Here is a 26,254-nt window from a genome sequence, read left to right as displayed (position 1 = left end):
GATCGTGCCACCAATCAATTTGCTCTCAAAGCTATATTTTTACGCTTTAAAATTCGCCATATAAGTTTACTCAATATGTGCTGTGATGACAAATCTTGTCTTCCTAATTCAGAAAATCGGGCTCTTCTTTTTCCAGCATCCGGCGCAGCGCCTTAAAATGACGATCGGCAACACGCGCGTTTTCGGTTGAGGCTTGCTGGCGTGTATGGGAGCGAACCCGCTCCGAGATGGTCCGCATTTTCTGGCCAGTGGACTTCGCAAGTACCTGAACCTTGGCGGCGCGTTCCAGGTAATAAAGATCGTTGAACGTGTCCTGCACCGTCGCCCCGGTGGTGATGATGCCATGGCAGGCAAGGAACAGGATCGCATTATTGCCGATCTTGCTCGCCATCCGCGCGCCTTCATCTTCATCCAGCGCCAGACCTTCATATTCGTCGTCATAGGCGATGCGGTCGTCGAACATCAGTGCGTTCTGTTCGCACATCTCCAGCCGACCACCATCCAGCAGCGTGAGGGCGGTGGCATAGGGCATGTGCGTGTGCATGATGCAAACGGCGCTCGGTACGTTCTTGTGCATCTGACTGTGAATGAAGAAGGCCGTGTCCTCGACCGTTTCGGAGCCTTCCAGGACCTTGCCGTCGCCGTCGCAGAGAACCATTGAGGAGGCGGTGACTTCCGACCAGTGCCAGCCGAACGGATTGATCAGGAAACGGTTGCCGCGCATGACGCCGTCATCATCGGGCAGGGCCAGAGAGAAGTGATTGTCCACACCTTCGTTGAGGCCCATGCGGGCGGACCAGCGAAGTGAGCAGGCAAGGTCGATGCGGGCTTGCTGAATGTCCGTGGTCATGGCGTCTCTCTCCAAGTGGGCTTATCTGCGCTTAAGAATTTGTTGTTTTGCCGACGATAGACCGGGCGTTAGGGTCCCGTGAAGTGCCTACTGGTGCAGGGTACCGGCTCGGGTCGGCGTTAATTATCAGAAAGTAACGGGGGCGGAATGGCCGAGAGAAGCTGCGCCGATGCGATTGTCGGACTGATGGAAAACTACGGGATCGATACGATCTTTGGCATTCCGGGCGTGCATACCGTGGCCTTCTACCGGGCGCTGGTATCGAGCGGTTTGCGTCATGTGACGCCTCGACATGAGCAGGGCGCAGCGCTTATGGCTTATGGATATGGCCTTGCGACCGGCCGTCCTGCCGCCTGCTCCGTTATCACCGGGCCTGGGCTACTCAATGCCGCGACAGGAATCGGTCAGGCTTATTCGGATTCCGTGCCGATGCTTGTCGTCGCCGCAGCGAACAAGAGCAACGAGCTCGGTATGGGGCAGGGCTTCCTGCATGAAATGCCGAACCAGAATGACGCGGCAAGGACAGTTACCGCGTTCAACCATCCGCTACGGGCTCCCGAAAACCTGCCGGAAGTGTTTGCGCAGACCTTTGCCCAATTCGACAGCGGGCGTCCCCGTCCCGTTGGGCTGGAGGTACCGCGCGATTTGTTCGACCAGCCTGCCGACGTCGATGCCGCTGCATGGCCAAGGACACCAAAGCCAGCCCCGGAATCTGGTGTCGTGACCAAAGCGGCGGAACTTTTGTCTAAGGCGGAACGGCCGGTGCTGCTTCTCGGCGGCGGAGCGAAATGGGCCGGCGCCGAAGCACTGGCACTGGCGGAGCGGCTTGGCGCCCTGGTCGTGACGACTACGGCCGCCAAAGGGACGATTTCGGAAACGCACCCCCTGAGCGCCGGGGCAACACTTGAACTTGAGCCGACCCAGCGGGCTCTTGCCGATGCCGACATCGTCCTCGCGGTGGGTTCCGAATTAGCGGAGACCAGTTTCTGGACGAGTGCTGAGAGCATCCGACTTGGAGATCGGCTGATCCGCGTGGATATCGATCCGGCGCAGCTTGTGCGCGGCTTCCGGCCCGATCTCGCGATCCTCGGGGACGCTGCGCTGACCATGGCAGCCCTGACGAAACACCTTGACGGTGCGCCAGCTCCAGGTGGAGAGGAGCGCGCGGCGAAACTTTGGAGCGAAAACCGTGCTGTGCATGAAACGCCCGAAACCATGAATCGGTGCCGCATGCTCAATATGCTGGCCGAATATCTGCCGGAGAATTGTTTCATCTCCCTCGATTCGACGCAGGTCGCCTATACTGGCGCTTCCTATTTCCAGATCGGCCACCCCAATGGCTGGCATTTCCCGAACGGCTTCGGAACGCTGGGCACCGGTGTGCCGACGGCAATAGGCGCCAAGCTGGGCGCGCCAAACAGGCCGGCCATGGCGATTGCCGGTGATGGCGGCTTGTTGTTTACGGCGGAGGAACTGATCGTCGCGGCGGAGCTGCGTATGCCTTTGCCCGTGGTTGTCTGGAACAATGGCGGATATGGCGAAATCCGGGATCACATGATTGATGCAGGGGTCCAGCCGCTCGGGACGGATTTGCTGGTGCCGGACTTCTCCGCACTCGCGGGGGCTTATCATTGCGGTTATGCCCGGCCCGAAAGTGCGGAAGGCTTCGGCAATGCGCTCGCCGAAGCTTTTGCGGCGGCAGGGCCGACTTTGATCGAGCTTCGGTCGGACGCCGCTTTTCTTAATGCGTGAGATCTAACGCCCGAGCAGCTCTTTAGCCTTTTCGAGAATTGGTTCCGGCAGCCGGGTCGGCTTGCGCGCATCGAGGTCAAGATGAACCCCGAACTGACTGAGTTCGGCCAATTGCACGTTCTTTGTTGTGTCCATCAATCGATGGACCATTCGCACAGAGGACGAGCCGACATGGGCAACTGTGCTATCGACATGCACGAGATCGCCGCTATCTGGCCAGTGATCCATCTTGATCTGGAATTCGAAGGTCGAGAAGCCACGACGTTTGTCGCGCAGATAAGCGGGGCTCATGCCGATGGTCGCAAGGGCATGGAAGCCGGAGCCGGAAAATTGGTGGATCAGCCCGCCCAAGCCGAGCTTACCTGCCCAGTCCAAGTCGCCCGGCCGTACTACATCCATTCCGGCGCGGATCCATTTAGCTGAGTCTGCTACAGGCGCCCGCTTTTCCCTCGGCGGTCCATCCCACTCGACTTTGGAGCCGGTCAATGGGGCGCCGTCCAGAGTCTGCTCCATGGTGGTGCAGAGCTTCCCTGTCTCTGAATTGAAGAGGTTGTGGGCGATGACGGGGCGCAGCCCAGTTTCGATCAGGCCGGTTTCTATGTGGAACAGATCGCCCTTTCGAAGTTCGGCATGGTAACGTGTGTAGCAGTCCACTGTGCGCGTTTTCCGAGGATCGACGCCGTGGTCACTCAGGAAGCGCCAGCCGGCCGCCTCGAATTTCTCGTAGTAAAATGCGACGGTGAAATGTTCGACGACGTCGCATTCCCAGGCTTTTACGTCGCCCCGAAAGGTTTCGGAGAATCCAGCACTCATGTCCATTGTCCGATTTTGCGATTCACGGTGCGACTATAGGCCGCCCCGAGCGATAATCGTCAATTCCCCTTTTTCAACGAACTTGTGTTTCTATTACTTGAAAAAAACGGTGAAACGGGCGATACGCGAAAGTCTTTGATGAACGACGCCTGAAAATTTCTCATTTGAAATCAAAGGTGGAATGAAGTGAATCTGAGCGGTAAATTCATAAAGTGTTAAAATATTCATGGTTAACGTAAAATTGTATTTTTATTTGTGTGAAGTCTTTGGGGGATAATTTGGCGGGCGATTGGCGGCAGAGCAAAGTGGTAAAGCGCGCCAAGCGCTTCTGGTACGATTTTTTGCGTACGCTCTCTGTCGACGAGACAAAACTCGATATCGATTTCGAGATTGAGGATGAGGAGCCTGAAGAGGAAGAAATTCTCGGCCCGTGGCACCCGAAAACCATCGAAATGATCGAGGCTATCTGGGGTAAAGGCTTCAACATGCCGGGCGGCGCGCAGCACGCGCTGACTCTGGCCAAGCCGTTTGCTCTCGATAACCAGATGAACCTGCTCGATCTGACCAGTGGGATGGGCGGTGGAACGATCGCGGTGGTCAATCAGTTTGGCTGCTATGCGACGCTGCTGGAGAACGTGCCGGAGCTAGCCGAGATCTCCAAACGCAATATCGACATGTCGCAGACCCGCTCGAAGGTCAAGTTGCAGGAGTATGACCCGGCCAAGATCACGCTCAAGGCGAACAGTTTCGACTGTATCCTGACCAGGGAGTTCATGTTCAGGACCGAGGACAAGACCCGGATGTTGCGTACTCTGAAGCGCGCGCTTCGAATGTATGGGCAATTGTCGCTCACTGATTTCGTGCTCCCGCCTGGCAAGGAGCCTTCAGCGGCCGTCCAGAAATGGATTAAAAACGATCCTTTCCCGATTCACCTCTGGACGATGGATCGTTACGACGCGGAAATGGCTGCGTTGGAAATGGATGTTCGGGTGTCCGAAAACATCAGCAAAGACTATCACGGCTACATGACCCGCGCTTTCCAAAGCTTCATCGACCGGTATCAGGAAGGCAAGATCACAGCCAGCCCCCGGCAACTCGAGATTCTGATGGGAGAAGTCGAGCGCTGGGCACGGCTGGCGGCGCTGCTTGAGGCGGGCGAGATTCGACTCCACCGTTATTTCGCTTTGAAGCCCGTAAAGGCCTGATCAGGGAAACAATTCCGTAAGGGCGTTTTTCGGGGATCAAGCGTTGACAACCCCCATCCTCCACCATATGTTCCGCGCTTCTCGAAGGCAGCGAGCCTTCCCGACGGAATTATTTGGACTCGTGTCATGAAAATCGCGAATTCGATCAAGACGCTGAAGAAGCGGGACCGTAATTGTCGCGTCGTTCGCCGCAAAGGCCGGACCTACGTGATCAATAAGCAGAATCCGCGCTTCAAGGCACGTCAGGGCTAATCGCCCCGGCCTGATCCGATCAAGGCGGCTGTCCGTAAGGACAGCCGCCTTTTTCATGTCTGGAAAAGTAATTCCGTATCGTGGTATCATATCTTCCCATGCGGAAAAATGACGTCAGATTGCCCCGAATGTCCGACGGCCTTATTGTGGTCGAAAAAGAACTCGGGAGAGCGCTATGAAGATGCCGGAACCGGACCGGTCGGTTATCGGTCGCCGCGAGGAGATCGCAGCCGCGCTTCGGGCAATCGTCCCTGGTGAGGGGGTGATCACCGAGACGGACTCGATGCGTGTCTATGAGACCGACGGTCTCTCCGCTTACCGCCAACTCCCGATGATCGTTGTGCTGCCGGAAACCACGCAGCAGGTGGCGGATATCCTGCGCTATTGCAAGGAAGCGGGTGTGAAGGTCGTGCCGCGCGGCGCGGGGACGGGGCTATCCGGCGGAGCCTTGCCGCTGGCTGATGGTGTCCTGCTCGGTCTTGGCAAGTTCAATCGCATTCTCGATATCGATTACGATAACCGCGCGGTAGTGACCCAACCCGGTGTGACCAATCTTGGCATAACTCATGCCGTTCAGGATGACGGTTTCTATTATGCGCCTGATCCATCCAGCCAGATTGCCTGTTCGATCGGCGGAAATATCGCGGAGAACTCCGGCGGTGTGCACAGCCTGAAATACGGCCTCACCACAAATAACGTTCTTGGCGTCGAGTTTGTCACCATCGACGGCGAGATCCTGCGCTTCGGAGGTAAGCATCTGGAAGCGGACGGATATGACTTCCTTGGTCTGATTACCGGGTCCGAAGGTCTTCTTGGCGTTGTGACAGAGATCACCGTGCGGATCTTGCGCAAGCCATCGACGGCGCGGGCCGTGCTGGTTGGTTTTCCGACTCCGGAAGAGGCCGGGGCTTGTGTCGCAGCCGTGATCGGCGCGGGGATCATTCCGGGCGGCATGGAGATGATGGACAATCCGGCGATCAACGCGGCGGAGGACTTCGTCCATGCGGGCTATCCACGCGATGTTGGTGCGCTCCTGATCGTCGAGCTTGATGGGCCTGAGGTCGAAGTCGATTACCTGATCGGCCGGGTGCGTGAGATTGCGGAAGCTAACGGTGCTAGCGAAGTCCGCGTCAGCGATAGCGAGGACGAGCGGAACACCTTCTGGGCAGGCCGCAAGGCCGCTTTCCCGGCAGTCGGACGGATCTCTCCTGATTACATCTGCATGGATGGTACCATCCCGCGCAAGCAGCTTCCGGAAATTCTCACCCGGATGAGTGCGATGTCAAAGAAGCACAATCTGCGGGTTGCCAATGTTTTTCATGCCGGTGACGGCAACCTGCATCCGCTGATCCTGTTCGATGCGAACAAGGAGGGTGAGCTGGAGCGGGCTGAAGCATTTGGCGCGGACATTCTGACAGCCTGCGTTGAGCTTGGCGGCGTTCTGACAGGTGAGCATGGTGTCGGAATCGAAAAGCGGGATCTTATGGGGGAGATGTTCACGGAGACGGACCTCAATCAGCAGCAGCGGGTCAAATGCGCTTTCGATCCGGACGGATTATTGAACCCGGGCAAGGTCTTCCCGCAGTTGCATCGGTGCGCCGAGCTTGGCCGTATGCATGTGAGTGGCGGCCAACTACCGTTTCCAGACATTCCGCGGTTTTGATATCGATCAATGATGGTGACGGATTTCGGGCGCCAGATGGTCGACCGGGTGGGACCGGTTGATCAGGGAGAATCGATATGACAGACATGACAAAGCCTGCCGCAGCCAAGCGGAGAACACGGTCCGCGGCCAGGAGCAAAGCCGTTCCTGTGCCTGCCGAGGGCGTTGTATCTGACAATGTAGCGCAGAAAGAGGCGACCGATGCCGCCGGGCAAACGCTTCATCACCTCTCCGAAATGCGGCATAGCCAGGAAGAGATTCACCGCATCTTCGAGACCGGGGAATACCCCTATCATGAGAAGATAAAGCGGGCAGTCTATGAGCGTCAGAAAGCCAGTTTGCAAGCCGAACTGCTGAAAGCGCAGCGCTGGATCCAGGATACCGGCCAAAAGGTCGTGATCCTGTTCGAGGGCCGCGACGCTGCCGGCAAAGGTGGAACGATCAAGCGGTTCATGGAGCATCTGAACCCTCGCGGTGCCCATGTTATTGCTCTCGATAAACCGACTGAGCGGGAAAAGAGCCAGTGGTTCTTCCAGCGCTATATCGAGCATCTGCCGACGGCGGGCGAGTTGGTGATGTTCGACCGCTCCTGGTACAACCGCGCCGGTGTCGAGCGGGTAATGGGGTTCTGCACGCCCGCCGATTACCTTGAATTCATGCGCCAGACGCCGGTGCTGGAACAGATGCTGACCCGCTCCGGAATCCGTCTCTTCAAATACTGGTTCTCTGTCACCCAGGACGAGCAGAAGCGGCGATTCAAGGCGCGGGAGACGGATCCACTCAAGCAGTGGAAGCTCTCACCGATTGATATGGCATCGCTCGACAAATGGTCCGACTACACCGAGGCCAAAGAGGCCATGTTCTTCTATACGGACACCGCTGATGCGCCATGGACCGTTATCAAGTCGGATGACAAGAAACGGGCGCGGCTGGCCTGTATGCAGCATTTCCTGTCCAGCCTGCCCTACGACAACAAGGACCGGCGGATCGTGCGCGGGCCGGACCCGTTGATTGTCGGCTCCGGCGCGCATGTTGTCGGCGACGGCCACCACATCCTCGGAAAATCGCTGCACCCGGACCTGAAGCGCAGCCGGGACAATATTGTATCAGACGAAACGAAATAGCGGCAGCAAGCCGTATCGGGGCAACAGGGACGAGACATGGCATCTACGTTGAAGCCGGAAGACGCGAAGCAGGTTGAGGAGGCGGTCGCCTGGGCGCTCTCCAATGGCGAGCCGCTGGAGATTGTCGGGCGTGCCAGCAAGCGTGCCCTCGGTCGGCCGTTTCAGGCCGAGACCATGCTGGACCTGTCCGGCCTTTCCGGTGTGATCGATTACGAGCCTGCTGAACTTGTGCTCACTGCCTATCCTTCGACGCCGATGGCTGAGGTGGAAAAGCTGCTGGCCGAGAATAACCAGATGCTTGCTTTCGAGCCGATGGACCTGACCGCACTTCTCGGTGGCGCGTCCGCCGGAGGCAGTCTCGCCGGCGCGCTGATGATCAATAGCGGTGGGCCGCGCCGCATCAAGGCGGGCTCGGCCCGGGATCATCTGCTCGGGTTCGAGGCGGTCAGCGGGCGGGCCGAGCAGTTCAAGTCCGGCGCACGGGTGGTGAAGAACGTCACCGGTTACGATCTGCCGAAGGTGATTTGCGGCTCTTACGGCACGCTGGCGGCGTTAACGAAGATCGACGTGAAGGTCCTGCCCTCGCCGGAGAAAATCTATACCGTGCTTGTGATCGGCCTCGATGCCGAGGCGGCGGTAAAAGCCATGAGCGTTGCTATGAACAGCGCTTACGAAGTCTCCGCTGCGGCTCATTTGCCTGTGGGCCTCACGGCCAAGTCTTCTGTCTCTTACATCGAGAGTGCCGGAGCATCTGTGACAGCGTTGCGCATCGAAGGTTTCGGCCCGTCCGTGGAGAAGAGGTGTTCTGATCTCAAATCAGAATTGTCTCTCTTCGGTACTGTCGATGAGCTGCACACGATGAACAGTCATGCTTTCTGGCGTGAGGTGCGCGATGTGCAGTACCTGGCCGCCTCTACGCCAGATCCGGTCTGGCGCATTTCGGTGCCTCCGTCCGCCGGAGCCGGGGTCGCGGCAACGCTCTCCGCGATGGATGGCGCCGCCTGGTTCTCCGACTGGGCCGGAGGCCTGATCTGGCTTCGGCTTCCGGTTTCGAATGACGCAGGTGCCGAGGTTGTGCGCGCCGCCGTTTCTGCTGACGGTGGGCATGCGACGCTGGTGCGCGCCGGGCAGGAGATCCGGGCGGCCGTTCCGGTTTTCCATCCGCAGCCCGAGGCTGTTGCCCGGTTGAGTCAGCGCCTCAAGGAGAGTTTCGATCCGAAACATATTCTCAACCCCGGCCGCATGTATGCGGGCGTCTGAGAGGGCGAGATACAATGCAGACGAATTTTACCCTCGCCCAGCTCGCCGACCCGGCGGTCAAGGAATCTGAGAGCATCCTGCGCAAGTGCGTGCATTGCGGTTTCTGTACCGCGACCTGCCCGACCTTTGTGCTGCTCGGCGACGAACTGGACAGCCCACGCGGCCGGATCTACCTGATCAAGGATATGCTGGAGAATGACAAACCCGCCAATGACGAGGTGGTTCGGCATGTTGATCGGTGCCTTTCCTGCCTCTCCTGCATGACGACCTGCCCGTCCGGTGTGAACTATATGCATCTGGTCGATCATGCCCGCGCCCATATCGAGGAGACCTATACCCGGCCTCTGCTTGATCGGGCTTTGCGTTCCCTGCTGGCCTGGCTTCTGCCGTACCCGAACCGGTTTCGCTTCGCCCTGCTCGGGGCGGCGATGGCGCGACCGTTCGCCGGGCTGTTTGGCGATGCGTTAGGTGGCCGTGTTAAGGCCATGCTGTCCCTTGCGCCGAAACAGCTTCCCGCACGCAGCCCGCTCGAAAAAATCGGCACACATGATGCGGCGGGTCCGCGCAAACTCCGGGTGGCGATGCTCGCCGGGTGCGCCCAGAAAGCACTGGCGCCGTCGATCAACGATGCGACCATTCGCCTGCTGACCCGCCACAATGTCGAGGTAGTGGTGCCGAAAGATGCCGGCTGTTGCGGTGCGCTGACCCATCACATGGGTAAGGAAGAGGCGGCCATGGCCTCGGCCCGCGCGAATATCGATGCCTGGGCGGCGCTGGAAGAGCAGGAAGGCGGTCTTGATGCGGTTGTCATCAATGCGTCCGGCTGCGGCACCACGGTGAAGGATTACGGTTTCCTGCTGCGCGAGGACAAGGCCTATGCAGAGAAGGCGGGGCGGATCGCGGGCAAGGCGAAGGACATCACCGAGCTGCTGACGGATCTCGACCTGCCGGAGAGCAGCGCCGGGGACGGGTTGCGGGTGACCTATCATTCCGCCTGTTCCATGCAGCACGGCCAGAAGATCAAGAGCCTGCCGCAAGCTCTGCTGCGCAAGGCGGGCTTTGCCGTAAAGGATGTGCCAGAAGGGCATCTCTGCTGCGGCTCGGCAGGCACCTACAACATGCTGCAACCGAAAATCGCCACCCGCCTACGGGACCGCAAGCTGGCCAATATTGCCAAGACTGCGCCAGAAGTGATCGCAGCGGGTAATCTCGGCTGCATCACGCAGATTGCGTCGGGCAGCGGCGTAGCGGTCGTGCATACGGTTGAACTGCTCGACTGGGCGACTGGCGGGCCGAAGCCGGAGGCGCTCGATAACGCGTTATCGTAAAACCCTTGGCAGAGTCGGATCGGGATCTATGTCGGTTTTATGCTGAGACTGATCCTCGCGGCCCTGTTCGCCATCTTCCTTTCCCCTCCGGTTTTGGCGGATCAGACAGATACGCGGCTCGATCCGTTATTCGCGGACCTCAAGTCGGCTGCGTCGGCCGCCGAAGCCCGCCCTATCGAACGAGAGATCTGGGCGATCTGGTCCCAGCACGGTTCGGACGCGGAAATCGATCTCCGCTTCCAGCGTGGCGTATTTCTGATGAATGCGGGACGGCTTGAACAAGCTATCGGGATATTCAGGACGATCCTGGAGGTCGATCCCGACTTCGCCGAAGCCTGGAACAAGCGGGCGACATTGCTCTATCTCACGGGCGATCTGGCGGGCTCCGTTCGCGATATCGAGCGAACACTGGCGCTTGAGCCAAGGCATTTCGGCGCGCTCTCGGGGCTTGGCCTGATCTACGAGCAGATAGAGAGCGCCGATGGCGCCATCAAGGCCTTCACCGCCGCACTTGAAATCAACCCGCACATGCCCTGGATCGTGGAACGTCTCGACGCGCTGGAAGAGCTGAAAGCAGGCAAACCTCTCTAGCCCGTCTCGACACAGATCTGTTTCAGGATCAGCCAGTCTCTCGTATCAGAACGAAAAAGATTCGCTTTTCTCCGGCTTGTCTGTGGCCGCATGCAGTTGTATCGCTAGGCGCCCGCTTCCCGTCTCTCCCGAAAGGCCCGCTCCCATGTCCTCCTACGATCTGATTATCAAGAACGGTACTGTCGCCACGCTCGGCGCGATCGAGGCGATGGATATTGCGGTGAAGGACGGCAAGATTGCCGGGCTGGGGAGCTTCGATGCCGGATCGGCGGCGGAAGTGTTCGACGCTTCTGGTCTGCATGTGTTGCCCGGTGTGATCGATACCCAGGTGCATTTCCGCGAGCCGGGCGCGGAGCATAAAGAGGACATCGCGCACGGCACCATGGCGGCGGCCATGGGCGGGGTGACGGCGATCTTCGAGATGCCGAACACCAACCCGCTGACCCTGACGCCGGAAACACACGCGGACAAGATCGCCCGGGGGGAGGCCGGAGGCTGGGTCGATTTCGCCTTCTTCGTTGGTGGTTCGGCAGAGAATGTCGGCAAGCTGCATGAATATGAGAACCTGCCGGGCTGTCCCGGTATCAAGATTTTCATGGGCTCCTCGACCGGCTCCCTGCTGGCCAAGGACGACGAGACCCTGGCGAAGATCCTGGCCGACGGGCGCCGCCGCTTTGCCGTTCACGCCGAGGACGAATACCGGCTGGAAGAGCGGAAGCATATCGCCGATGAAGAGGGGCACCCCCGCGTTCACAATATCTGGCGCGACGAGGAAACCGCCGTGCTCGCGACCAATCGCATTCTGAAACTCGCCCGCGATGCTGGGCGGCCCGTTCATGTCCTGCATGTGACGACGGCGGAGGAGATGGACATTCTTGCCGCCAATAAGGACGTTGCGACGGTCGAAGTGACGCCGAACCATCTGACCCTGGTGGCGCCCGATTGTTATGAGGAGCTGGGTTCTCTCGCCCAGATGAACCCGCCAGTGCGCGAGAAGCATCATCAGGATGCGCTCTGGCGCGCCATCGAGCAGGGCGTGGTCGACGTGATCGGCTCCGACCATGCGCCGCACACGCTGGAGGAAAAGGCGAAGCCCTATCCGCAGACGCCGAGCGGGATGACCGGGGTCCAGACCCTGCTGGTCAACATGCTGAACCATGTGCACGAAGGCCGGCTGTCGCTGCGCCGCCTGGTCGAGCTGACATCGGCCGGCCCGCAGCGGGTCTATAACATTGCCTGCAAAGGCCGGATCGCGCGCGGCTATGACGCCGATTTCGCCATCGTCGATCTGAAGGCGAAACGCACCATCACGAATGACTGGATCGCCAGCAAATGCGGCTGGACGCCCTATGACGGCAAGCAGGTGACTGGCTGGGTGATGGCGACGCTGGTGCGGGGTAACATCGTCATGCGAGAGGACGAATTAATCGGCAAGGCGTCGGGTGCGCCGGTCAGGTTCGTCGAAACCCTGTGAGCTTCCGGATCCGTCCGGCTCGAACTTAATCGTTCACTGAACCCTGTCTATTGCGTCTCTTCGCCAAAGGATGATGCGGAGAGGGACAGAACATGCCGGTTCTAAATCCTGTAAATGATGCAGACAAGGTATGCGAAGCGGTTTCAAATTGCGCGCTCTGCACGATCTGCGGTGTTCTGGACAAGGGAAATTACACCTCTTGTACCAAAGCTCTCCGGTCCAATTTTCCCAAGAATTGGGCGCCTCCTTCAACCGTCGATGAGATGTTAGGTGCTTATTGGGAAGGGGAACAGCAACGGCCACCGGCGTCGAACGGCCGGGAAACTCTTGACCATCAGGTGAACGGATTGCTTCTCGTCCTTAGCCGGATCAAGACCGGTGGCGCTGAAGTGATCGTAGACCTAATGGGATCGTCCGATCAGCCTTTGGCTCTGGATGACGCCAGGACGTTAATGGAGGCCTGCCCGTCGGGGACACGGTTCGCTTATATGATTGGCCGATGGGAAGTATTGCTTGGGCCGGGCCAGATCACCGCCGCGCACTGGCTCACAGCCGAGTTGAATGACGATGGTCTTAAATTCATCGATTACCAGATGGATGTTATGGAGAAAAATCGTTGTAAAGTTTCTCGTCTTCAGCATGTGAGGCCTTCGCGTCTGAACGCGCCACAAATCACTGACGGGCCAATGCGTGCTTTCGGTGAGCCACCGGACCCTGAGACCGACGTAGCGGTGGTTATCTCCTACACCCGCGTTGATGGTTAAGAGCTTTGCAGCACGTGAAGAGCTGCAACGCGTTTATTCACCGGATTTCGTGATCACAGCGACAGCGCCTACCGGCAGAAATAAAACTCTTGTGGCGCCAAAACGGGCGCCTATCTGATCAGCTTGGCCCCGCTTACATTCCGCAGTGCAGCATTGAAGTGTGGGACTCCTCCCGGATTTCTGCTAGGGAGAATCCAAGCCGTATACGGACGGCGCAGAAAATCAGGGAGTAGGTCTTATGACCGGATGTATCGTCGGTTGGTCCCATATGCCGTTTGGCAGGCATGAGGACGAAGATGTTGAGAGCATGATCGTCAAGGTCGCGGCGGAAGCCGTGGCTGATGCCGGCTTCGAGCCGAAAGACGTCGATGCCGTCTATCTCGGCCATTTCAATGGCGGTTTCTCGCCCCAGGACTTTACTGCGAGCCTGGTGTTTCAGAGCTCCGACGCGTTCCGGTTCAAACCGGCGACCCGTGTCGAAAACGCCTGCGCCACGGGCAGTGCGGCGGTGCATCAGGGGCTTAACCTGATTGCCGCAAAGAAAGCGCGCGTCGTGCTCTGCGTTGGTGTCGAGCAGATGACCAAGCTGCCGGGCAAGCAGATCGGCGAGACGCTGCTGAAGGCGAGCTATCTGAAGGAAGAGGCCGGCATCGAGGGCGGTTTCGCCGGTGTCTTCGGTCAGATTGCCCAGGCCTATTACCAGCGCCACGGCGATCAGTCCGATGCGCTCGCCATGATCGCGGCGAAGAACCATGCCAACGGCGTGCATAATCCCTATGCCCAGATGCGCAAGGATCTCGGCTACGAGTTCTGCCGTAACGAGTCCGAGAAAAACCCGTTTGTCGCCGGCCCGCTGAAGCGGACCGATTGCTCGCTGGTCTCCGACGGCGCCGCCGCACTGGTGCTGACCGATGTCGAGACCGCGCTTGGCCGCGACAAGGCCATCGCCTTCCGGGCCGCAGCACAGGTGAACGACTTCCTGCCTCTGTCCAAGCGCGACATCATCCAGTTCGAGGGGTGTGGTGAAGCCTGGAAGCAGGCACTCGGTGTTGCCGGTGTCGGTCTGGACGATCTCAGCTTTGTCGAGACCCATGACTGTTTCACCATTGCCGAGCTGATCGAGTACGAAGCGATGGGCCTGACTGAACCGGGGCAGGGTGCGCGCGCCGTGAAGGAAGGCTGGACCCATAAGGACGGTAAGCTGCCGGTCAACCCGTCCGGCGGCCTGAAGGCCAAGGGACATCCGATCGGCGCCACCGGCGTTTCCATGCATGTCCTGACCTCCATGCAGCTGCGCGGCGATGCCGGAGATATGCAGATCAAGGACGCCAAGATGGGCGGTATCTTTAATATGGGCGGGGCTGCCGTGGCGAACTATGTCTCAATCCTCGAGCCGCTGCGCTAAAAGGCTTGCAATGACGGACAATACCGGCGGCCCGTGCCGGCTGGCGCGCCCGGACGAGATCGAAATCGTCCGGGACATCCAGCGGGCGGCGGGCCGCATGTTTCTTGAAACACCCTATCCAGAAGCAGCCGGTGATCCGGTTGACGACGCGGAGACTTTGGCTGCGGCGCAGGATAACTGGTGGCTCTGGGTTGCGGTCGATGCCGACGACCGGCCGGTTGGGGTGGCACACCTCAAAATATTGGGCGATGGGCTGCATCTGCGTGAACTTGACGTGCATCCGGATCATGCCGGGGCACGCCGAGGGGCTGCAATTTTGGATGCGGTGGAGCGCTTCTTCGCGGGCAGAGGCATTCCAAACATTAGCCTGACAACCTTCATCGATGTGCCGTGGAATGCGCCCTATTATGAGCGCATCGGTTTCAGCATCGTGGCACCGAACGAAATGGACGAGCCACTTCGGCTCGCCTGGCAATCGGAAGTAGCGAATTTTCCGAGTGAAAAACGGGTGGCGATGCGAAAGCCATTCGGAGCAGGGGAGTGAAAAATGAGCGATACATTCAAAGCTGTGCTGTTGCGCGAGGCGGATAAAAAGGTCACAGCGGCGATCGAACAGGTGCCGGTGACGGACCTGCCGGACGGCGATGTCACTGTGCGTGTCGCCTATACCACGCTGAACTACAAGGACGGCATGGTGCTGAACGGGATCGGCCGTCTGGTGCGGAATTATCCGCATGTTCCGGGCGTCGACTTCTCTGGCACCGTCGAGACTTCCGAGAATCCCGATTTCAAGCCGGGCGACAAGGTTGTGCTGACCGGTTGGCGCGTTGGTGAGATGCACTGGGGCGGATATGCCGAACTGGCCCGGGTGAAGGGCGACTGGCTGGTCAAGCTGCCGGAGGGGATAGGGCTCGACGATGCCATGGCTATAGGTACTGCCGGGTTCACCGCGATGCTGGCAGTGGACACGCTGGAACGGCATGGCATGTCGAAGGATCAGGGCGAGGTGCTGGTTACCGGTGCGGCCGGTGGCGTCGGCAGTGTCGCCACCGCGATACTCGCCAACCTTGGCTACAGCGTCGCCGGATCGACCGGACGTCCGGAGCAGGCGGATTATCTCCGCGATCTCGGCGCCTCCGAGGTGATCGACCGGGCGGAGCTGGCAGAGGCGCCATCACGCCCGCTGGCGGCCGAACGGTTTGCCGGATGTATCGATAATGTCGCCGGGGTGACGCTTTCGAACCTGCTGACCCAGATGAAATATGGCAGTGCTGTCGCGGCGGTCGGCCTTGCCGGCGGGAACGATCTGAATACCACCGTGCTGCCTTTTCTGCTGCGCGGTGTCGGCATCCTCGGTATCGACAGCGTGATGTGCCCGAAAGAGCGCAGGCTGCAGGTCTGGCAGCGGATCGCGAAGGAGCTTCCGATGCGGAAGCTGCATCACATGATCGAGCGCCACACGATGGAAGACCTGCCGGAACTTGGAAAGGCAATCCTCAAGGGTGCGGTGCGCGGCCGGACCGTTGTCGAGATTGCGGGCGGTTGAAGATCGGGGCGCTATTTCATCCAATTGTCGGCTTGGCCTGCAAATACTCTTTTCACTAATTTCGCCAGGAGGCGTCTTCCGAAAATAGCATCTGTTTGTTGTCGTAATCTGGCGATACGCAGCACAGATGCTCGGAAACCTATCGGGAAAGGACGAAACTCCATGGCTAAATGGTGCAATGTGACTGTCAGCTATGATCCCACCGGATATCAACAGAAATACAAACGAGATATACGGGTCCATGATGAAGATCTGGCAAAAGCTTTTGTAACTGATGCGAAGCTGGATTCACTCACGAGGATCAATGAAAATCTCCCGAATGGGAACGCACCGGCCACCTTGGACGACCTCGGTACGACCAGTCTGCAAGTCTACCAAGGTAACAATCCGGGGGACAGCTATCGGGAGATTTGATTCTCAGAAGGTCAATTACGCTGTGTCTGGGCACAAAACATTCAGGTGCCTATCAATCTGAGGCAGCTCCCCCCCTTGCGTCTCTCATCCTGTCCGGCGCGAACTTTATCCCTCAAGGGTGCCCAGACAACGAAATGTGGACTCTTCACGGGGTAAAGCTCTCGAATGCATCCTTCCACTCTGGATGCCAGCGGGAGAGCGCCGGGCGATCTTCCGTCATGTCGCCCGCGCCCCAGAGCATACGGCGGCGATCATCTTCCTCTGTGACGTCGTCATCGGGGCAGATGATGTAGAAGGAGTCTTTGTCGATGCCCTGCACCATGCGCTCGATCACCTGATCAGGCAGCCAGGCGCCTGGCCGATGTTCGCTCTTGCCTGTTGTTGTCCAGCCCGGCACCAGCAGGTGCGCCGTCACATGGTCGGCGCCGCTGCTGCGTAACTCGTGGGCCAAGCTTTCCGTGTAGGACTTCACCGCCGCCTTGCTGAGATTGTAGACCGTATGGCCCGGCGGGTTGGTAATGCCTTGCTTGGAGCCGGTATTGACGATGACGGCAGGCGTGCCGCGCTCCCTCATACCGGGCAGGAAGGCGCGCGTGCCGTAGATCACCCCCCAGAGATTGACTTCGATGAGCTGTCGCCAGTCTTCGATATCGGCGTCGAAACCTCGTCCGGCGCGAGAGGCGGCATTGTTCAGCAGGATGTCTGCGCCGCCGAACTTATTCTGCACATTGGCCGCGAGTTCCTGCATTGCGCCGGGATCGGAAACGTCTGTGGCCATGGCGATAACCGAGCCGGGGTTGTCCGAATTTGCCGTCACCGCCGCCGTTGCTTCCTCAAGATCTTTCGAAGGCAAATCCACCAGACAGACCTTCAGGCCCATTTCTGCAAACTTCAGCGCGGCTGCTCGCCCGATTCCCAAGGCCGCTCCTGTGATGACCGCGACGTTTCCTTTGGTGAATGCTGGATGTGTCATGACGTTCTCCCCTTATAGGCATGCCCGTTTTCGGGCCTTTGTTCAATATTGACGTGGATTATGCCCCTGACCCTCCTGTCCGGCAACGCGGGACACTGTTCAATCACGGTCCGGCTTTGCTAGAGTCTTAACAGATCGCAGCACAGTCGGCCGGAGAGCGGGCATGCGCGAGGGAGGAAATACATGCTGCCAGGCAATATGATGGACCGTCCCCTGACGGTTCCGAGCATTCTTGATTTTGCTGCTGAGATTCACGGTGATGCGCGCGTGATATCGGCGCGCGTCGAGGGCGACGTGCATCGATACAGTTATGCAGACGCGCATAAACGGGTATCTCGTCTTGCCCATGCACTCCGGCAACTCGGTATCAAGGATGGCGACCGGGTCGCGACACTGGCCTGGAACGGGTACCGGCACTTCGAGCTTTATTATGCCATTTCAGGCATCGGCGCGGTTTGCCATACGATCAACCCGCGGCTGTTCGAGGATCAGATTCTCTATATCGTCAGCCATGCAGAAGACCGGATTCTGTTTCTGGAGACCAGTTTCCTGCCGCAGGTTGAAAAGCTGGCGGACAGGCTTCCCACCGACCTGCGTTATGTCGTGATGTGCGCGGCGGAAGACCTGCCTGAAACCGCACTGGACGTTCTGGCATTCGAGGATCTGCTTAAAGGACAGCTGGACACCATCATCTGGCCTGACCTTGATGAACGGCAGGCGTCCGCACTCTGCTATACGTCGGGCACGACCGGCAATCCGAAGGGCGTGCTCTATTCCCATCGCTCTACGTTGATCCATACCATGGGGCTTCTCGCTGTCGGACAAAGCATAGGCCTCAGCCCGGAGCGTTCGCTTCTGCCGGTTGTGCCCTTGTTTCATGTTAATGCCTGGGGTTTGCCTTTCGCCGCGCCTCTGGTCGGCACCGATTTCATTCTTCCCGGCGCGCGTCTCGATGGGGCGGGGCTTTTCGCTTTTATGGATGAGGAGAAGGTCAATACGAGCTGGGGCGTGCCGACGGTATGGTTCGGCCTGCTCGCGGAAATGCGGAAACATGGACGAAAACCTGAAGGCTTCGAGTGCGTGCTTGTCGGTGGTTCGGCTGCGCCGAAACCGATGATCGAGGAGTTTGAAAAGGATTTCGGAGTCACGGTGGTTCAGGCTTGGGGGATGAGCGAAATGAGCCCGGTCGGCTCGGTCAATTCGTTCTATGCCCGGCAGCGCGCCCTGCCTGAAGACGACAGGATGGAGCTCAAGACTTCACAGGGGCGTCGTGCTTTTGGGGTCGATTTCAAGATCGTCGACGGAGATGGGGGCAGGCTGCCCCATGATGGCGTCGCTTTTGGAGAGCTGCTTGTGCGGGGCGGCGCTGTTATGAGCGCCTATTACAATGACGAGACTGCTACGGCCAGTGCGTTCGATGAAGAGGGCTGGCTGAAGACCGGCGATGTGGCCCGGATAGACCCTGAGGGCTTCCTGTTCCTTGTCGACCGGACCAAGGATGTCATCAAGTCCGGCGGGGAATGGATAAGTTCGATTGACCTGGAAAGTGCGGCGCTGGCGCATCCGGACGTTGCCGAATGTGCAGTGATTGCAGTGCCGCATCCAAAATGGGTGGAGCGGCCGCTTTTGATCGCGGTACTGGAGGGTGGCGCGAACGTTACCACTGAAGAGCTGAAAGCGTTCCTTGGCGACAGGGTCGCGAAATGGTGGTTGCCGGACGATGTCGTCTTTGTAGACGCGCTTCCGCATACAGCGACGGGAAAACTGTCCAAGATGGCATTGCGCGAGCAGTTCAGCGACTACACGCTACCCGGCATATGACGGTGTGAAGTCATTCGGCTGAATGACAGACAGCTGTTTGTTAAGGCCGTTGGTTTTCCAACAGTCCGTACATGCGCGTCGCGGCGCCGCTTCCAGCCTCTTCGTAGATGTTGAAAACCTCGTCGATGCCGTTTTCCAGGAGTTCCTGTTCCTGGTCCGGAAAAAGCGATGTGGAGACGATGGGGCCTTTATACCCGCGCTCACGCATCTGCTTTGCGGCATCGATATTGGATTGGTGTTTCGACATCGAGAGCAGGATCATTTCGATGTCCGCATGAGGGGTCACGAGACGAGACCAGAATTCGGAATTTGTGGCGTCGCCGAGGACAACGTTGCGCCCCTCATCGCAGTTTCGCTCAACCTGTGTTTCATCCAGATCGATCCCGACGATTTTGTCTTCCGCATGGGTGCGCATTTCATCATATGCGGCTCGTCCGACACGCCCCATTCCAAAGATCAGAATGCGGTGCCCGCCGAGATCGATATCTTCGTCACCGATTAAGCGTTTTCGAGTTTCCCATCGTGCCACGGTCTCGCTGAGACGTCTGTAAATCTCCAGCGCGTAAACATTCATGGTCGAGGAGATAATCAAGGAAATGGACAGTGCCAGAGCGATGACTGTCAACCAGTCGCCTGCTAGCCAGTCCGCGCCAATGGCGATGACGATAACGATCAGGCCGAATTCGGAATAGTTGCCCAGGACCAGCCCGCCAAACGTCGAACCCCGGCCGCGCATCCGAAACTTCGTCAAAAGCCAAGTGAACAGGAGTGTTTTAATCGGAATGAGAATCAGCAAAACCATAGCAGTCGCTGCGGTTTCCCATGTTGGCAGACCGGTGAGCCCGATGGTCAGGAAGAAACAGACCAAAAACACATCTTTGAAGTTCATCAGTATATTGGCGAGGTGTTTGGTCTTGGTGTGACCCGCCAGAAGCACCCCCATTGCCAGTGCGCCAAGATCGCCCTTCATGCCCACAGATTCGAATAGTGCAGCGCCGCCGAGTGCCACGCTGAATCCAAAAACGGTCAGCAGTTCTCCATAACCGCTCCGCTCCATCAGGTAACCCAACATATGACGCGCGGGAATAAGGGCGAGGAGAGATAACGCCCAGATAGAAGGCAGTTTTCCTGCGGAGAAGGCGAGGAAAACTACGGCGGCGATATCTTGCATGATCAGGATGCCGATCGCGGCTTGACCATAGCGCGACATCAGTGAGCCCCGCTCTTCCAGGGTTTTGACGGCGAAGACGGTGCTCGAAAAAGACAGGGCGAACGCGATGATCAGCGCTGTCTGATAATCCATACCCTCGAATAGAAGAAAACCGGCCCAGCCCAGCGTCGCGATAAATGCGGCGGCTATGATAATCGTCGCGCCCATATGCAGGCTTGTGGTCGCCCAGATCTCCGGGCGCAGCAAGGTGTTCAATCTCAGCTTCAAGCCAATGGTGAAAAGCAGCAGGGTGATACCCATATCCGCTATGGAAATAAGGAACGGACCGCTTTCAGCGCCGAAAAGGTGCAATACGAAGCCGGCGATTAAGAACCCGACCATTGGCGGCAGGCTGATCTGGCGGAATAGCAATCCGGATAAAAATGCTATCCCGATCCATGCCGGATCTCGGTAATCGATTGCAATGATGGAAGAGTCCAACCGTCTATGCTCACCTACAAGACATCGGATATGCGCTGAACAATCAGCCGAATTACCGAGGAATTTTCAAGCCGCTCCAGATGATTGTAAGAGATTGCGAGCCTGACACCTCGATAAATCTCACTTGGACATTCTGAATGCTGTTACTGGACCGCGCGGGCTATGAAGAGCAGCCCCGCTCTGCTGGCTTCAAACCTAATGTGCCAGATCTATCGCGGAGCCTTGTCAGACTCCGCGATAATGGCGAGCGGACGTGTGTTAGCCAATATGCGCGTTGAAAAGCGCGATTGTGCGCTCGCGGGCGACCTTCGCGCTGGTGGCATCGAAGCTTCCCCGGTGGTCGCAATTGAAGCCGTGGCCGGCCGGGTACATGTTGACGGTCAGTTCCGGATGGGCCGCTTTCACTTTGTCGACATCCTCGATGGGGATGGCGTGATCCTGCTCACCGAAATGGAAGATTACCGGGCATTTCGGCTTCTCTTCTGCAACTGAGCCGATGCCGCCTCCGTAATAACTCGCGCCAGCGGCAAAGCCGTCGATCCGGGTCGTGGCCAGCCAGGCGAGGAACCCGCCCCAGCAATAGCCGACCACGCCGACCTTGCCCGCTGCGGCGACCGTGTCCCGTGCCGCGGCGATATCCAGCAATGCAGGGTCGGTTTCGCTACGGCCTTTCAAGTCGATGCCTCTTTCGATGTCATCGGCTTCATAACCGAGTTCGAGCTTCGGCTCGATCCGGTCGAACAGGGCCGGCGCGATCGCCAGGTATCCCTCGGCCGCATAATCGTCCACCACGCTCTGAATATGTGCGTTGATGCCGAAAATCTCCTGCACCACAACGACGCCGCCGCGAGGCTTGCCGCTCGGCTGCGCCAGATATGCGTCGAATTTGTGCCCATCCGACGCCGTCAATTGCATGAATTCGCCCATCAGTCCCTCCCGTGGCTTGGCTCCGTGCGGCGGACTCTAGAGACAGCGTCCGCAGATAGCAAAGTGGTTTCTGCGTGACGGAGCGCGCGTGATGCGCTAGTCAAAAGGCATGAACGCGCTTGTGAACAAGGTGGCGACCCTCGTGGTGCGCCGAGTTATTACCGACCCGGTCTGACCAACAGGCCGGGTCATCGTAAACCCTTGTTCCAAAACCCGCGGGTACGCCCGCAGCCGGGATTCCCGACCCGGAAACGGTAAAGCGCCATGTCCACCATATTGCATCTGTTCTGCGGCAAGATCGCCGCTGGTAAATCGACTTTCGCCAAACGCCTGTCTGGTCAATCCGACGCGTTGCTGATCAGCGAGGATGACTGGATGAGCACCCTCTATGGGCCAGAGCTGCACTGCTTCGACGATTACGTCCGCTTTTCGGCCCGGCTGCGGGCAGTCATGGAGCCGCACCTAGTCTCCCTGCTGCGTGACGGTACGTCAGTGGTGTTGGATTTTCCGGCCAATACTCGGGGATTGCGAGCCTGGATGCGGGGCGTAGCCGAAGAGGCGGAGGTCCTGCCGATCCTGCATTATCTCGACCTGCCCGATGCGCGATGCAGGGAGCGTCTCCGTAAGCGTAATGCGAGCGGGACACATGCTTTCGCGCCGAGCGATGACGATTTCGACCTGGTCTCCCGATACTTCGAGACGCCGGAGCCGGATGAGGGGATTGCCGTCATTGTGCATGGCGGACTCTGAGCGGATACCGGATCTGGCCCGTCGTCACCGCGACCCCAAGCAGGATGAGGACGAAGCCGAGCATCTGTGCACCGGAGAGCGCTTCTCCGAGGAGGAATGCCCCGAGCAGCATGCTGAAGCCAGCCCTGAGATAGCTGCCGGTCGTGACGCCGAGCGGACCAAGCGTGCGGACCAGCCGGAAATAGATTGCCATGGCGATGGCGGTTGAGAAACACCCGAGGCCAAGGATTGCCGCGAGGCCCTCGGTGCTGGGGGAGAGGGTATGGGGCTGGTCGGTCAGGAACGCCGCCGGGACCATAATTGCCGCTGCCATGCTCATGGAACAGGCTGCGGTCAGGATAGGAGGCTGGCCGGAGAAGCGTCGGGCGAAGAGAGCGGCCAGGGCATAGCTGAGACTGGCGCCGGTGATTGCAAGCTGCCCGAGGACGGAGCCCTGATCGTCGGCGAAGGCGGCGGGGCCAAGCGTTGCCGCAACACCGGCAAAGCCGATTACTGTGCCGGTGAAGCGTCTGCCGAGATTGGCACGGTCGCCGAGCAGGATCAGACTGATCAGAAAGACGAAGAGCGGCGGCGTAATGTTCAGCAAACCTGCCAGACCGCTGTCGATTCGGGTCTGTCCCCAGCTGATCAATGTGAAAGGCAAGGCACTTTGCAGGATGCCCTGCATCAGCAAGGCGGACCAGGAGGCTATCGTGTTCGGGAATTTCAACCGTATCCAAAGTGCGTTCAGGACGAGAAGACCCGCGCCGATGGTGAGACGCGCGGCGACGATGCTGGCGGGTGGCACGGTATCGAGCGCCACTTCGGTCAGGGTGAAAGAGCCACCCCAGAGAAAGGACAGCAGTACGAGCAGGCTGGTTTCGGCAGCGATATTCGGGGTTTTGTGCAACATGGGAGACCTCCGGTTAACCTTTTGTCGCACCCGCGTTGTGGTCTTGCTGGCTGTATTCGGCTGTCATCCCGGGATCGAGTCCGATTCCGGCTAGCGTTGCGAGGATCTCCGGAGGATCATGTCGCTATGCAATCCGACGAGACAGACTTCCCCGATCCCGAGACATGCGACAGGGCGCGTCTGGCGCGGGACCGGGCATTTGACGGCCTGTTCTTTTCCGGTGTGCGATCCACGAAGATCTATTGCAGGCCGGTCTGCCCGGTTCGTCCAGCAAAGTCCGCCAATGTCAGCTTCTACCCGACCGCAGCGGCTGCGGAGAATGCCGGGTTCAGGCCATGCCTGCGATGCCGACCCGAGGCCGCGCCGGGAAGCCCGGCATGGCGCGGCACCGCTGCCACTGTCGGCAGGGCGATGCGGATGATCGAAGCGGGTTATCTCGATGACAAACAGGTCACGGCATTGGCGGACAGCCTCGGGATTGGTGCGCGGCACCTGTGCCGGCTTTTTGCCCGGCATGCCGGGGCAAGCCCGGCCCAGGTCGCGGCCACGGTCAGAGTGCAGCGGGCGAAACGGCTGATCGATTTCGGAGAAATGCCGATGTCGGAGATTGCCTTCGCCGCCGGCTTTCAGAGCATCCGGCGGTTCAACGATGTGTTCCGGGCGTTGTACGGCAGGGCGCCATCTTCGCTACGGAAAACGATCAAGCGTTGATGCTGTCTATCCTTTTGAAGCCTTCATGAAGCCTTTGTGATATTGGGGAAATTCCCGGCACGCCGAGCGGCGGTCAAAATCGAAAATGAGGTTCGAAATGGGGATCGTCACTGACATCGTCCTGCCTTTGGTCCTGGCCTTCATGATGTTCACCTTGGGGTTGGGGCTCCGGATTTCCGATTTCGGCCGATTACTGACGCAGCCGCGTGACATGCTGGTTGGGCTGGGCTTCCAGATGCTGCTGTTGCCGCTTGTTGGTTGTCTTCTGGTCTCCATTTGGCCTTTGGCGCCGGAAATCGCGATGGGCGTGATGTTGATCGCCGTGGCGCCGGGCGGCGTGACATCGAATTTTCTGACCTCGCTTGCAAGAGGAGACGTTGCGCTTTCGGTGTCGCTGACTGCCGTCGCGAGTTTGCTCAGCGTGGTGACCATCCCGCTGATTCTTGGCATGGCCTATCAACAGATTGTCGGTGAGGCACTGGACGGGGAAGTCTCGATCGGTAAAACCGCCGTCAGCATTTTCCTGATCGTGACAGTACCGGTCTTGCTTGGCATGGCAGTGCGTCGCTTTGTGCCCGGTTTGACGGACCGAGGCGCGCCTTATGCCACCAAGCTCTCGACCTTGTTCTTCGTGCTCGTCCTTGCGGGCGCAATTCTTCAGGAGCGGGAAAACGTGGTGGCGTATTTCGCCGAAGCGGGACTGGTCACGCTTGCGCTGAACGTTGTCATGATGCTGCTCGCCTTCCTTGGTGCCCGGGCCCTTGGCAGCGGGCCGGAGCAGCGTATTTCGATCTGTATCGAATGCGGGCTTCAGAACGGCACCCTCGCCATCGCGGTGGGTGTTCTGATCTTTGGCGGCGGCGTTTACGTCATTCCAGCGGCAACATACAGCCTGATCATGTTCGCGACCGGGCTGCTGTTTCTTACGCTGGCCCGGCGGAAGCTGACACCCACCGTTGATGCTGAGTGAAGGCCGCCGAAGTCAGACGTTAAAGCGGAAGTGGAAGACGTCGCCGTCCTTCACCAGGTATTCCGAACCTTCAACCCGCATTTTGCCGGCTTCCTTGGCGCCGCTCTCGCCGCTGCAGGCAACGAAATCGTCATACGCGATGGTTTCCGCCCGGATGAAGCCGCGCTCGAAGTCGGTATGGATGACGCCTGCCGCGTTCGGCGCCTTAGCGCCCCGGCCAACGGTCCAGGCGCGGGCTTCTTTTGGGCCGACCGTGAAGAAGGTCAGCAGGTCGAGCAGGCTGTAACCGGCGCGGATCACGCGGGCAAGCCCGGTCTCTTCGAGGCCAAGGGTTTCCAGGAATTCGGCTTTCTCTTCCGCGGTGCCGAGTTGTGCAATCTCCGACTCGATTGCGGCCGAGATCACAACGGCGACGGCGCCTTCGGCTTTCGCCATCTCGAACACCTTGGCGGAGTATTCGTTGCCTTCGGCCGAGCTTTCCTCGTCGACATTGCAGACATAAAGCACCGGCTTGGTGGTCAGAAGCTGCAGGGTAGCGACGATTTTCTGCTCTTCCGGGCTCCAGTCATCGATAGAGCGGCCGGGTTTCCCGTCGCGCAGGGCTTCCAGAAGTTTGGTCATGATGGCGACCTGGATCTTCGCGTCCTTGTCTCCGGACTTTGCCTTCTTCTCCAGCGGAGAGACCCGGCGTTCGAGGCTGTCGAGATCGCAAAGCATCAACTCCGTCTCGATGGTTTCGGCATCGCGGAGCGGGTCGACGGATCCTTCGACATGGGTGATGTCGTCCGAAGCGAAGCAGCGCAGTACGTGCACGATGGCGTCGACTTCGCGGATGTTGGCGAGGAACTGGTTGCCGAGGCCTTCACCCTTGCTAGCGCCGCGCACGAGACCGGCAATGTCGACGAATTCAAGCTGTGTCGGCAGGATGGTCTTTGAGCTGGCGAGCGCGGCCAGTTTTTCGAGACGTGGGTCCGGCACCGCAACGCGGCCCGTGTTTGGCTCGATCGTGCAGAACGGATAATTCGCCGCTTCCGCCGCTGCCGTTTCGGTGAGCGCGTTGAAGAGTGTGGATTTGCCGACATTCGGCAGGCCAACGATGCCGCACTTGAAGCCCATGA

25 protein-coding genes are annotated in these 26,254 nt (G+C 59.0%); 18 read left to right on the top strand and 7 right to left on the bottom strand.

The window, feature by feature from the left end:
- Window positions 1-103 precede the first annotated feature (103 nt).
- Window positions 104-850, bottom strand: a complete 747-nt coding sequence (locus ABJ076_RS21715) for an aldolase (RefSeq protein ID WP_348194975.1) — start codon at window positions 848-850, stop codon at window positions 104-106.
- 147 nt (window positions 851-997) lie between these two features.
- Between ABJ076_RS21715 and ABJ076_RS21710 the strand changes: the two genes are divergently transcribed.
- Complete coding sequence (locus tag ABJ076_RS21710; RefSeq protein WP_348194973.1) at window positions 998-2,602, top strand: 5-guanidino-2-oxopentanoate decarboxylase; 1,605 nt, start codon at window positions 998-1,000, stop codon at window positions 2,600-2,602.
- Between the two features lie 3 nt (window positions 2,603-2,605).
- Here ABJ076_RS21710 and ABJ076_RS21705 read toward each other — a convergent pair whose 3' ends face one another.
- Window positions 2,606-3,415, bottom strand: a complete 810-nt coding sequence (locus ABJ076_RS21705) for a thioesterase family protein (RefSeq protein ID WP_348194971.1) — start codon at window positions 3,413-3,415, stop codon at window positions 2,606-2,608.
- Window positions 3,416-3,693: 278 nt separating this feature from the next.
- Here ABJ076_RS21705 and ABJ076_RS21700 point away from each other — a divergent pair, with 278 nt between their 5' ends.
- The 13 genes from ABJ076_RS21700 to ABJ076_RS21640 all read left to right on the top strand — a co-directional run bounded on the left by ABJ076_RS21700 (window position 3,694) and on the right by ABJ076_RS21640 (window position 16,441).
- Window positions 3,694-4,620: a methyltransferase domain-containing protein gene (locus tag ABJ076_RS21700; protein WP_348194968.1), complete on the top strand. Its 927-nt coding sequence runs from the start codon at window positions 3,694-3,696 to the stop codon at window positions 4,618-4,620.
- Between the two features lie 126 nt (window positions 4,621-4,746).
- Window positions 4,747-4,872, top strand: a complete 126-nt coding sequence (gene ykgO, locus ABJ076_RS21695; RefSeq protein WP_193172723.1) for a type B 50S ribosomal protein L36 — start codon at window positions 4,747-4,749, stop codon at window positions 4,870-4,872.
- A gap of 175 nt (window positions 4,873-5,047) precedes the next feature.
- Window positions 5,048-6,535, top strand: a complete 1,488-nt coding sequence (locus ABJ076_RS21690; protein ID WP_348194966.1) for an FAD-linked oxidase C-terminal domain-containing protein — start codon at window positions 5,048-5,050, stop codon at window positions 6,533-6,535.
- Between the two features lie 77 nt (window positions 6,536-6,612).
- Window positions 6,613-7,659, top strand: coding sequence for a polyphosphate kinase 2 (ppk2, locus tag ABJ076_RS21685; protein ID WP_348194964.1), 1,047 nt, complete (start codon window positions 6,613-6,615; stop codon window positions 7,657-7,659).
- A 36-nt stretch (window positions 7,660-7,695) separates the two neighbouring features.
- A complete protein-coding gene (locus ABJ076_RS21680; protein ID WP_348194962.1) occupies window positions 7,696-8,919 on the top strand; it encodes an FAD-binding protein in 1,224 nt (407 codons plus the stop codon).
- Window positions 8,920-8,933: 14 nt separating this feature from the next.
- The gene (gene glcF / locus ABJ076_RS21675) at window positions 8,934-10,247 is read left to right on the top strand and encodes a glycolate oxidase subunit GlcF (RefSeq protein WP_348194960.1); all 1,314 of its coding nucleotides are present in this window, start codon (window positions 8,934-8,936) and stop codon (window positions 10,245-10,247) included.
- A gap of 39 nt (window positions 10,248-10,286) precedes the next feature.
- Entirely contained in the window at window positions 10,287-10,838 is a 552-nt protein-coding gene (locus ABJ076_RS21670; protein ID WP_348194957.1) for a tetratricopeptide repeat protein, read from the top strand.
- A 145-nt stretch (window positions 10,839-10,983) separates the two neighbouring features.
- Window positions 10,984-12,312, top strand: coding sequence for a dihydroorotase (locus tag ABJ076_RS21665; protein ID WP_348194956.1), 1,329 nt, complete (start codon window positions 10,984-10,986; stop codon window positions 12,310-12,312).
- Between the two features lie 347 nt (window positions 12,313-12,659).
- Window positions 12,660-13,076 (top strand): hypothetical protein, encoded by a 417-nt coding sequence (locus ABJ076_RS21660; RefSeq protein ID WP_348202596.1) that lies wholly within the window; start codon window positions 12,660-12,662, stop codon window positions 13,074-13,076.
- Window positions 13,077-13,314: 238 nt separating this feature from the next.
- Window positions 13,315-14,481, top strand: a complete 1,167-nt coding sequence (locus ABJ076_RS21655) for an acetyl-CoA acetyltransferase (RefSeq protein ID WP_348194952.1) — start codon at window positions 13,315-13,317, stop codon at window positions 14,479-14,481.
- 10 nt (window positions 14,482-14,491) lie between these two features.
- Entirely contained in the window at window positions 14,492-15,025 is a 534-nt protein-coding gene (locus tag ABJ076_RS21650) for a GNAT family N-acetyltransferase (protein ID WP_348194949.1), read from the top strand.
- 3 nt (window positions 15,026-15,028) lie between these two features.
- On the top strand, window positions 15,029-16,027 hold the full coding sequence (locus ABJ076_RS21645; RefSeq protein ID WP_348194947.1) for an MDR family oxidoreductase: 999 nt from the start codon (window positions 15,029-15,031) through the stop codon (window positions 16,025-16,027).
- 162 nt (window positions 16,028-16,189) lie between these two features.
- Window positions 16,190-16,441: a hypothetical protein gene (locus ABJ076_RS21640; RefSeq protein ID WP_348194945.1), complete on the top strand. Its 252-nt coding sequence runs from the start codon at window positions 16,190-16,192 to the stop codon at window positions 16,439-16,441.
- Between the two features lie 145 nt (window positions 16,442-16,586).
- Here ABJ076_RS21640 and ABJ076_RS21635 read toward each other — a convergent pair whose 3' ends face one another.
- A complete protein-coding gene (locus tag ABJ076_RS21635; protein ID WP_348194943.1) occupies window positions 16,587-17,414 on the bottom strand; it encodes an SDR family NAD(P)-dependent oxidoreductase in 828 nt (275 codons plus the stop codon).
- A 183-nt stretch (window positions 17,415-17,597) separates the two neighbouring features.
- Between ABJ076_RS21635 and ABJ076_RS21630 the strand changes: the two genes are divergently transcribed.
- Window positions 17,598-19,235 (top strand): long-chain-fatty-acid--CoA ligase, encoded by a 1,638-nt coding sequence (locus ABJ076_RS21630; protein ID WP_348194942.1) that lies wholly within the window; start codon window positions 17,598-17,600, stop codon window positions 19,233-19,235.
- Between the two features lie 40 nt (window positions 19,236-19,275).
- On the opposite strand, the gene ABJ076_RS21625 is transcribed toward ABJ076_RS21630, so the two are convergent.
- Both ABJ076_RS21625 and ABJ076_RS21620 read right to left on the bottom strand, forming a co-directional pair.
- Window positions 19,276-20,886 (bottom strand): cation:proton antiporter family protein, encoded by a 1,611-nt coding sequence (locus ABJ076_RS21625; protein ID WP_348194941.1) that lies wholly within the window; start codon window positions 20,884-20,886, stop codon window positions 19,276-19,278.
- A gap of 258 nt (window positions 20,887-21,144) precedes the next feature.
- Window positions 21,145-21,813, bottom strand: coding sequence for a dienelactone hydrolase family protein (locus tag ABJ076_RS21620; RefSeq protein WP_348194939.1), 669 nt, complete (start codon window positions 21,811-21,813; stop codon window positions 21,145-21,147).
- A gap of 264 nt (window positions 21,814-22,077) precedes the next feature.
- Here ABJ076_RS21620 and ABJ076_RS21615 point away from each other — a divergent pair, with 264 nt between their 5' ends.
- Window positions 22,078-22,563 (top strand): ATP-binding protein, encoded by a 486-nt coding sequence (locus ABJ076_RS21615; protein ID WP_348194937.1) that lies wholly within the window; start codon window positions 22,078-22,080, stop codon window positions 22,561-22,563.
- Here the strand turns inward: ABJ076_RS21615 and ABJ076_RS21610 are convergent.
- Window positions 22,541-23,455, bottom strand: coding sequence for a DMT family transporter (locus ABJ076_RS21610; protein WP_348194935.1), 915 nt, complete (start codon window positions 23,453-23,455; stop codon window positions 22,541-22,543). The two genes, ABJ076_RS21615 and ABJ076_RS21610, sit on opposite strands and share 23 nt — an antisense overlap.
- A 126-nt stretch (window positions 23,456-23,581) precedes the next feature.
- Between ABJ076_RS21610 and ABJ076_RS21605 the strand changes: the two genes are divergently transcribed.
- Complete coding sequence (locus ABJ076_RS21605) at window positions 23,582-24,166, top strand: Ada metal-binding domain-containing protein (protein ID WP_348194933.1); 585 nt, start codon at window positions 23,582-23,584, stop codon at window positions 24,164-24,166.
- A gap of 97 nt (window positions 24,167-24,263) precedes the next feature.
- A complete protein-coding gene (locus ABJ076_RS21600; RefSeq protein ID WP_348194931.1) occupies window positions 24,264-25,136 on the top strand; it encodes a bile acid:sodium symporter family protein in 873 nt (290 codons plus the stop codon).
- 12 nt (window positions 25,137-25,148) lie between these two features.
- On the opposite strand, the gene ychF is transcribed toward ABJ076_RS21600, so the two are convergent.
- Window positions 25,149-26,252: a redox-regulated ATPase YchF gene (gene ychF, locus ABJ076_RS21595; protein ID WP_348194930.1), complete on the bottom strand. Its 1,104-nt coding sequence runs from the start codon at window positions 26,250-26,252 to the stop codon at window positions 25,149-25,151.
- Window positions 26,253-26,254 lie beyond the last annotated feature (2 nt).

The sequence above is a fragment of the Nisaea sp. genome (assembly GCF_039990255.1).
Lineage (GTDB): Bacteria > Pseudomonadota > Alphaproteobacteria > Thalassobaculales > Thalassobaculaceae > Nisaea.
The sequence above is the reverse complement of the archived record's forward strand: the minus strand, read 5'-3'. Positions and strand labels throughout refer to the sequence as shown.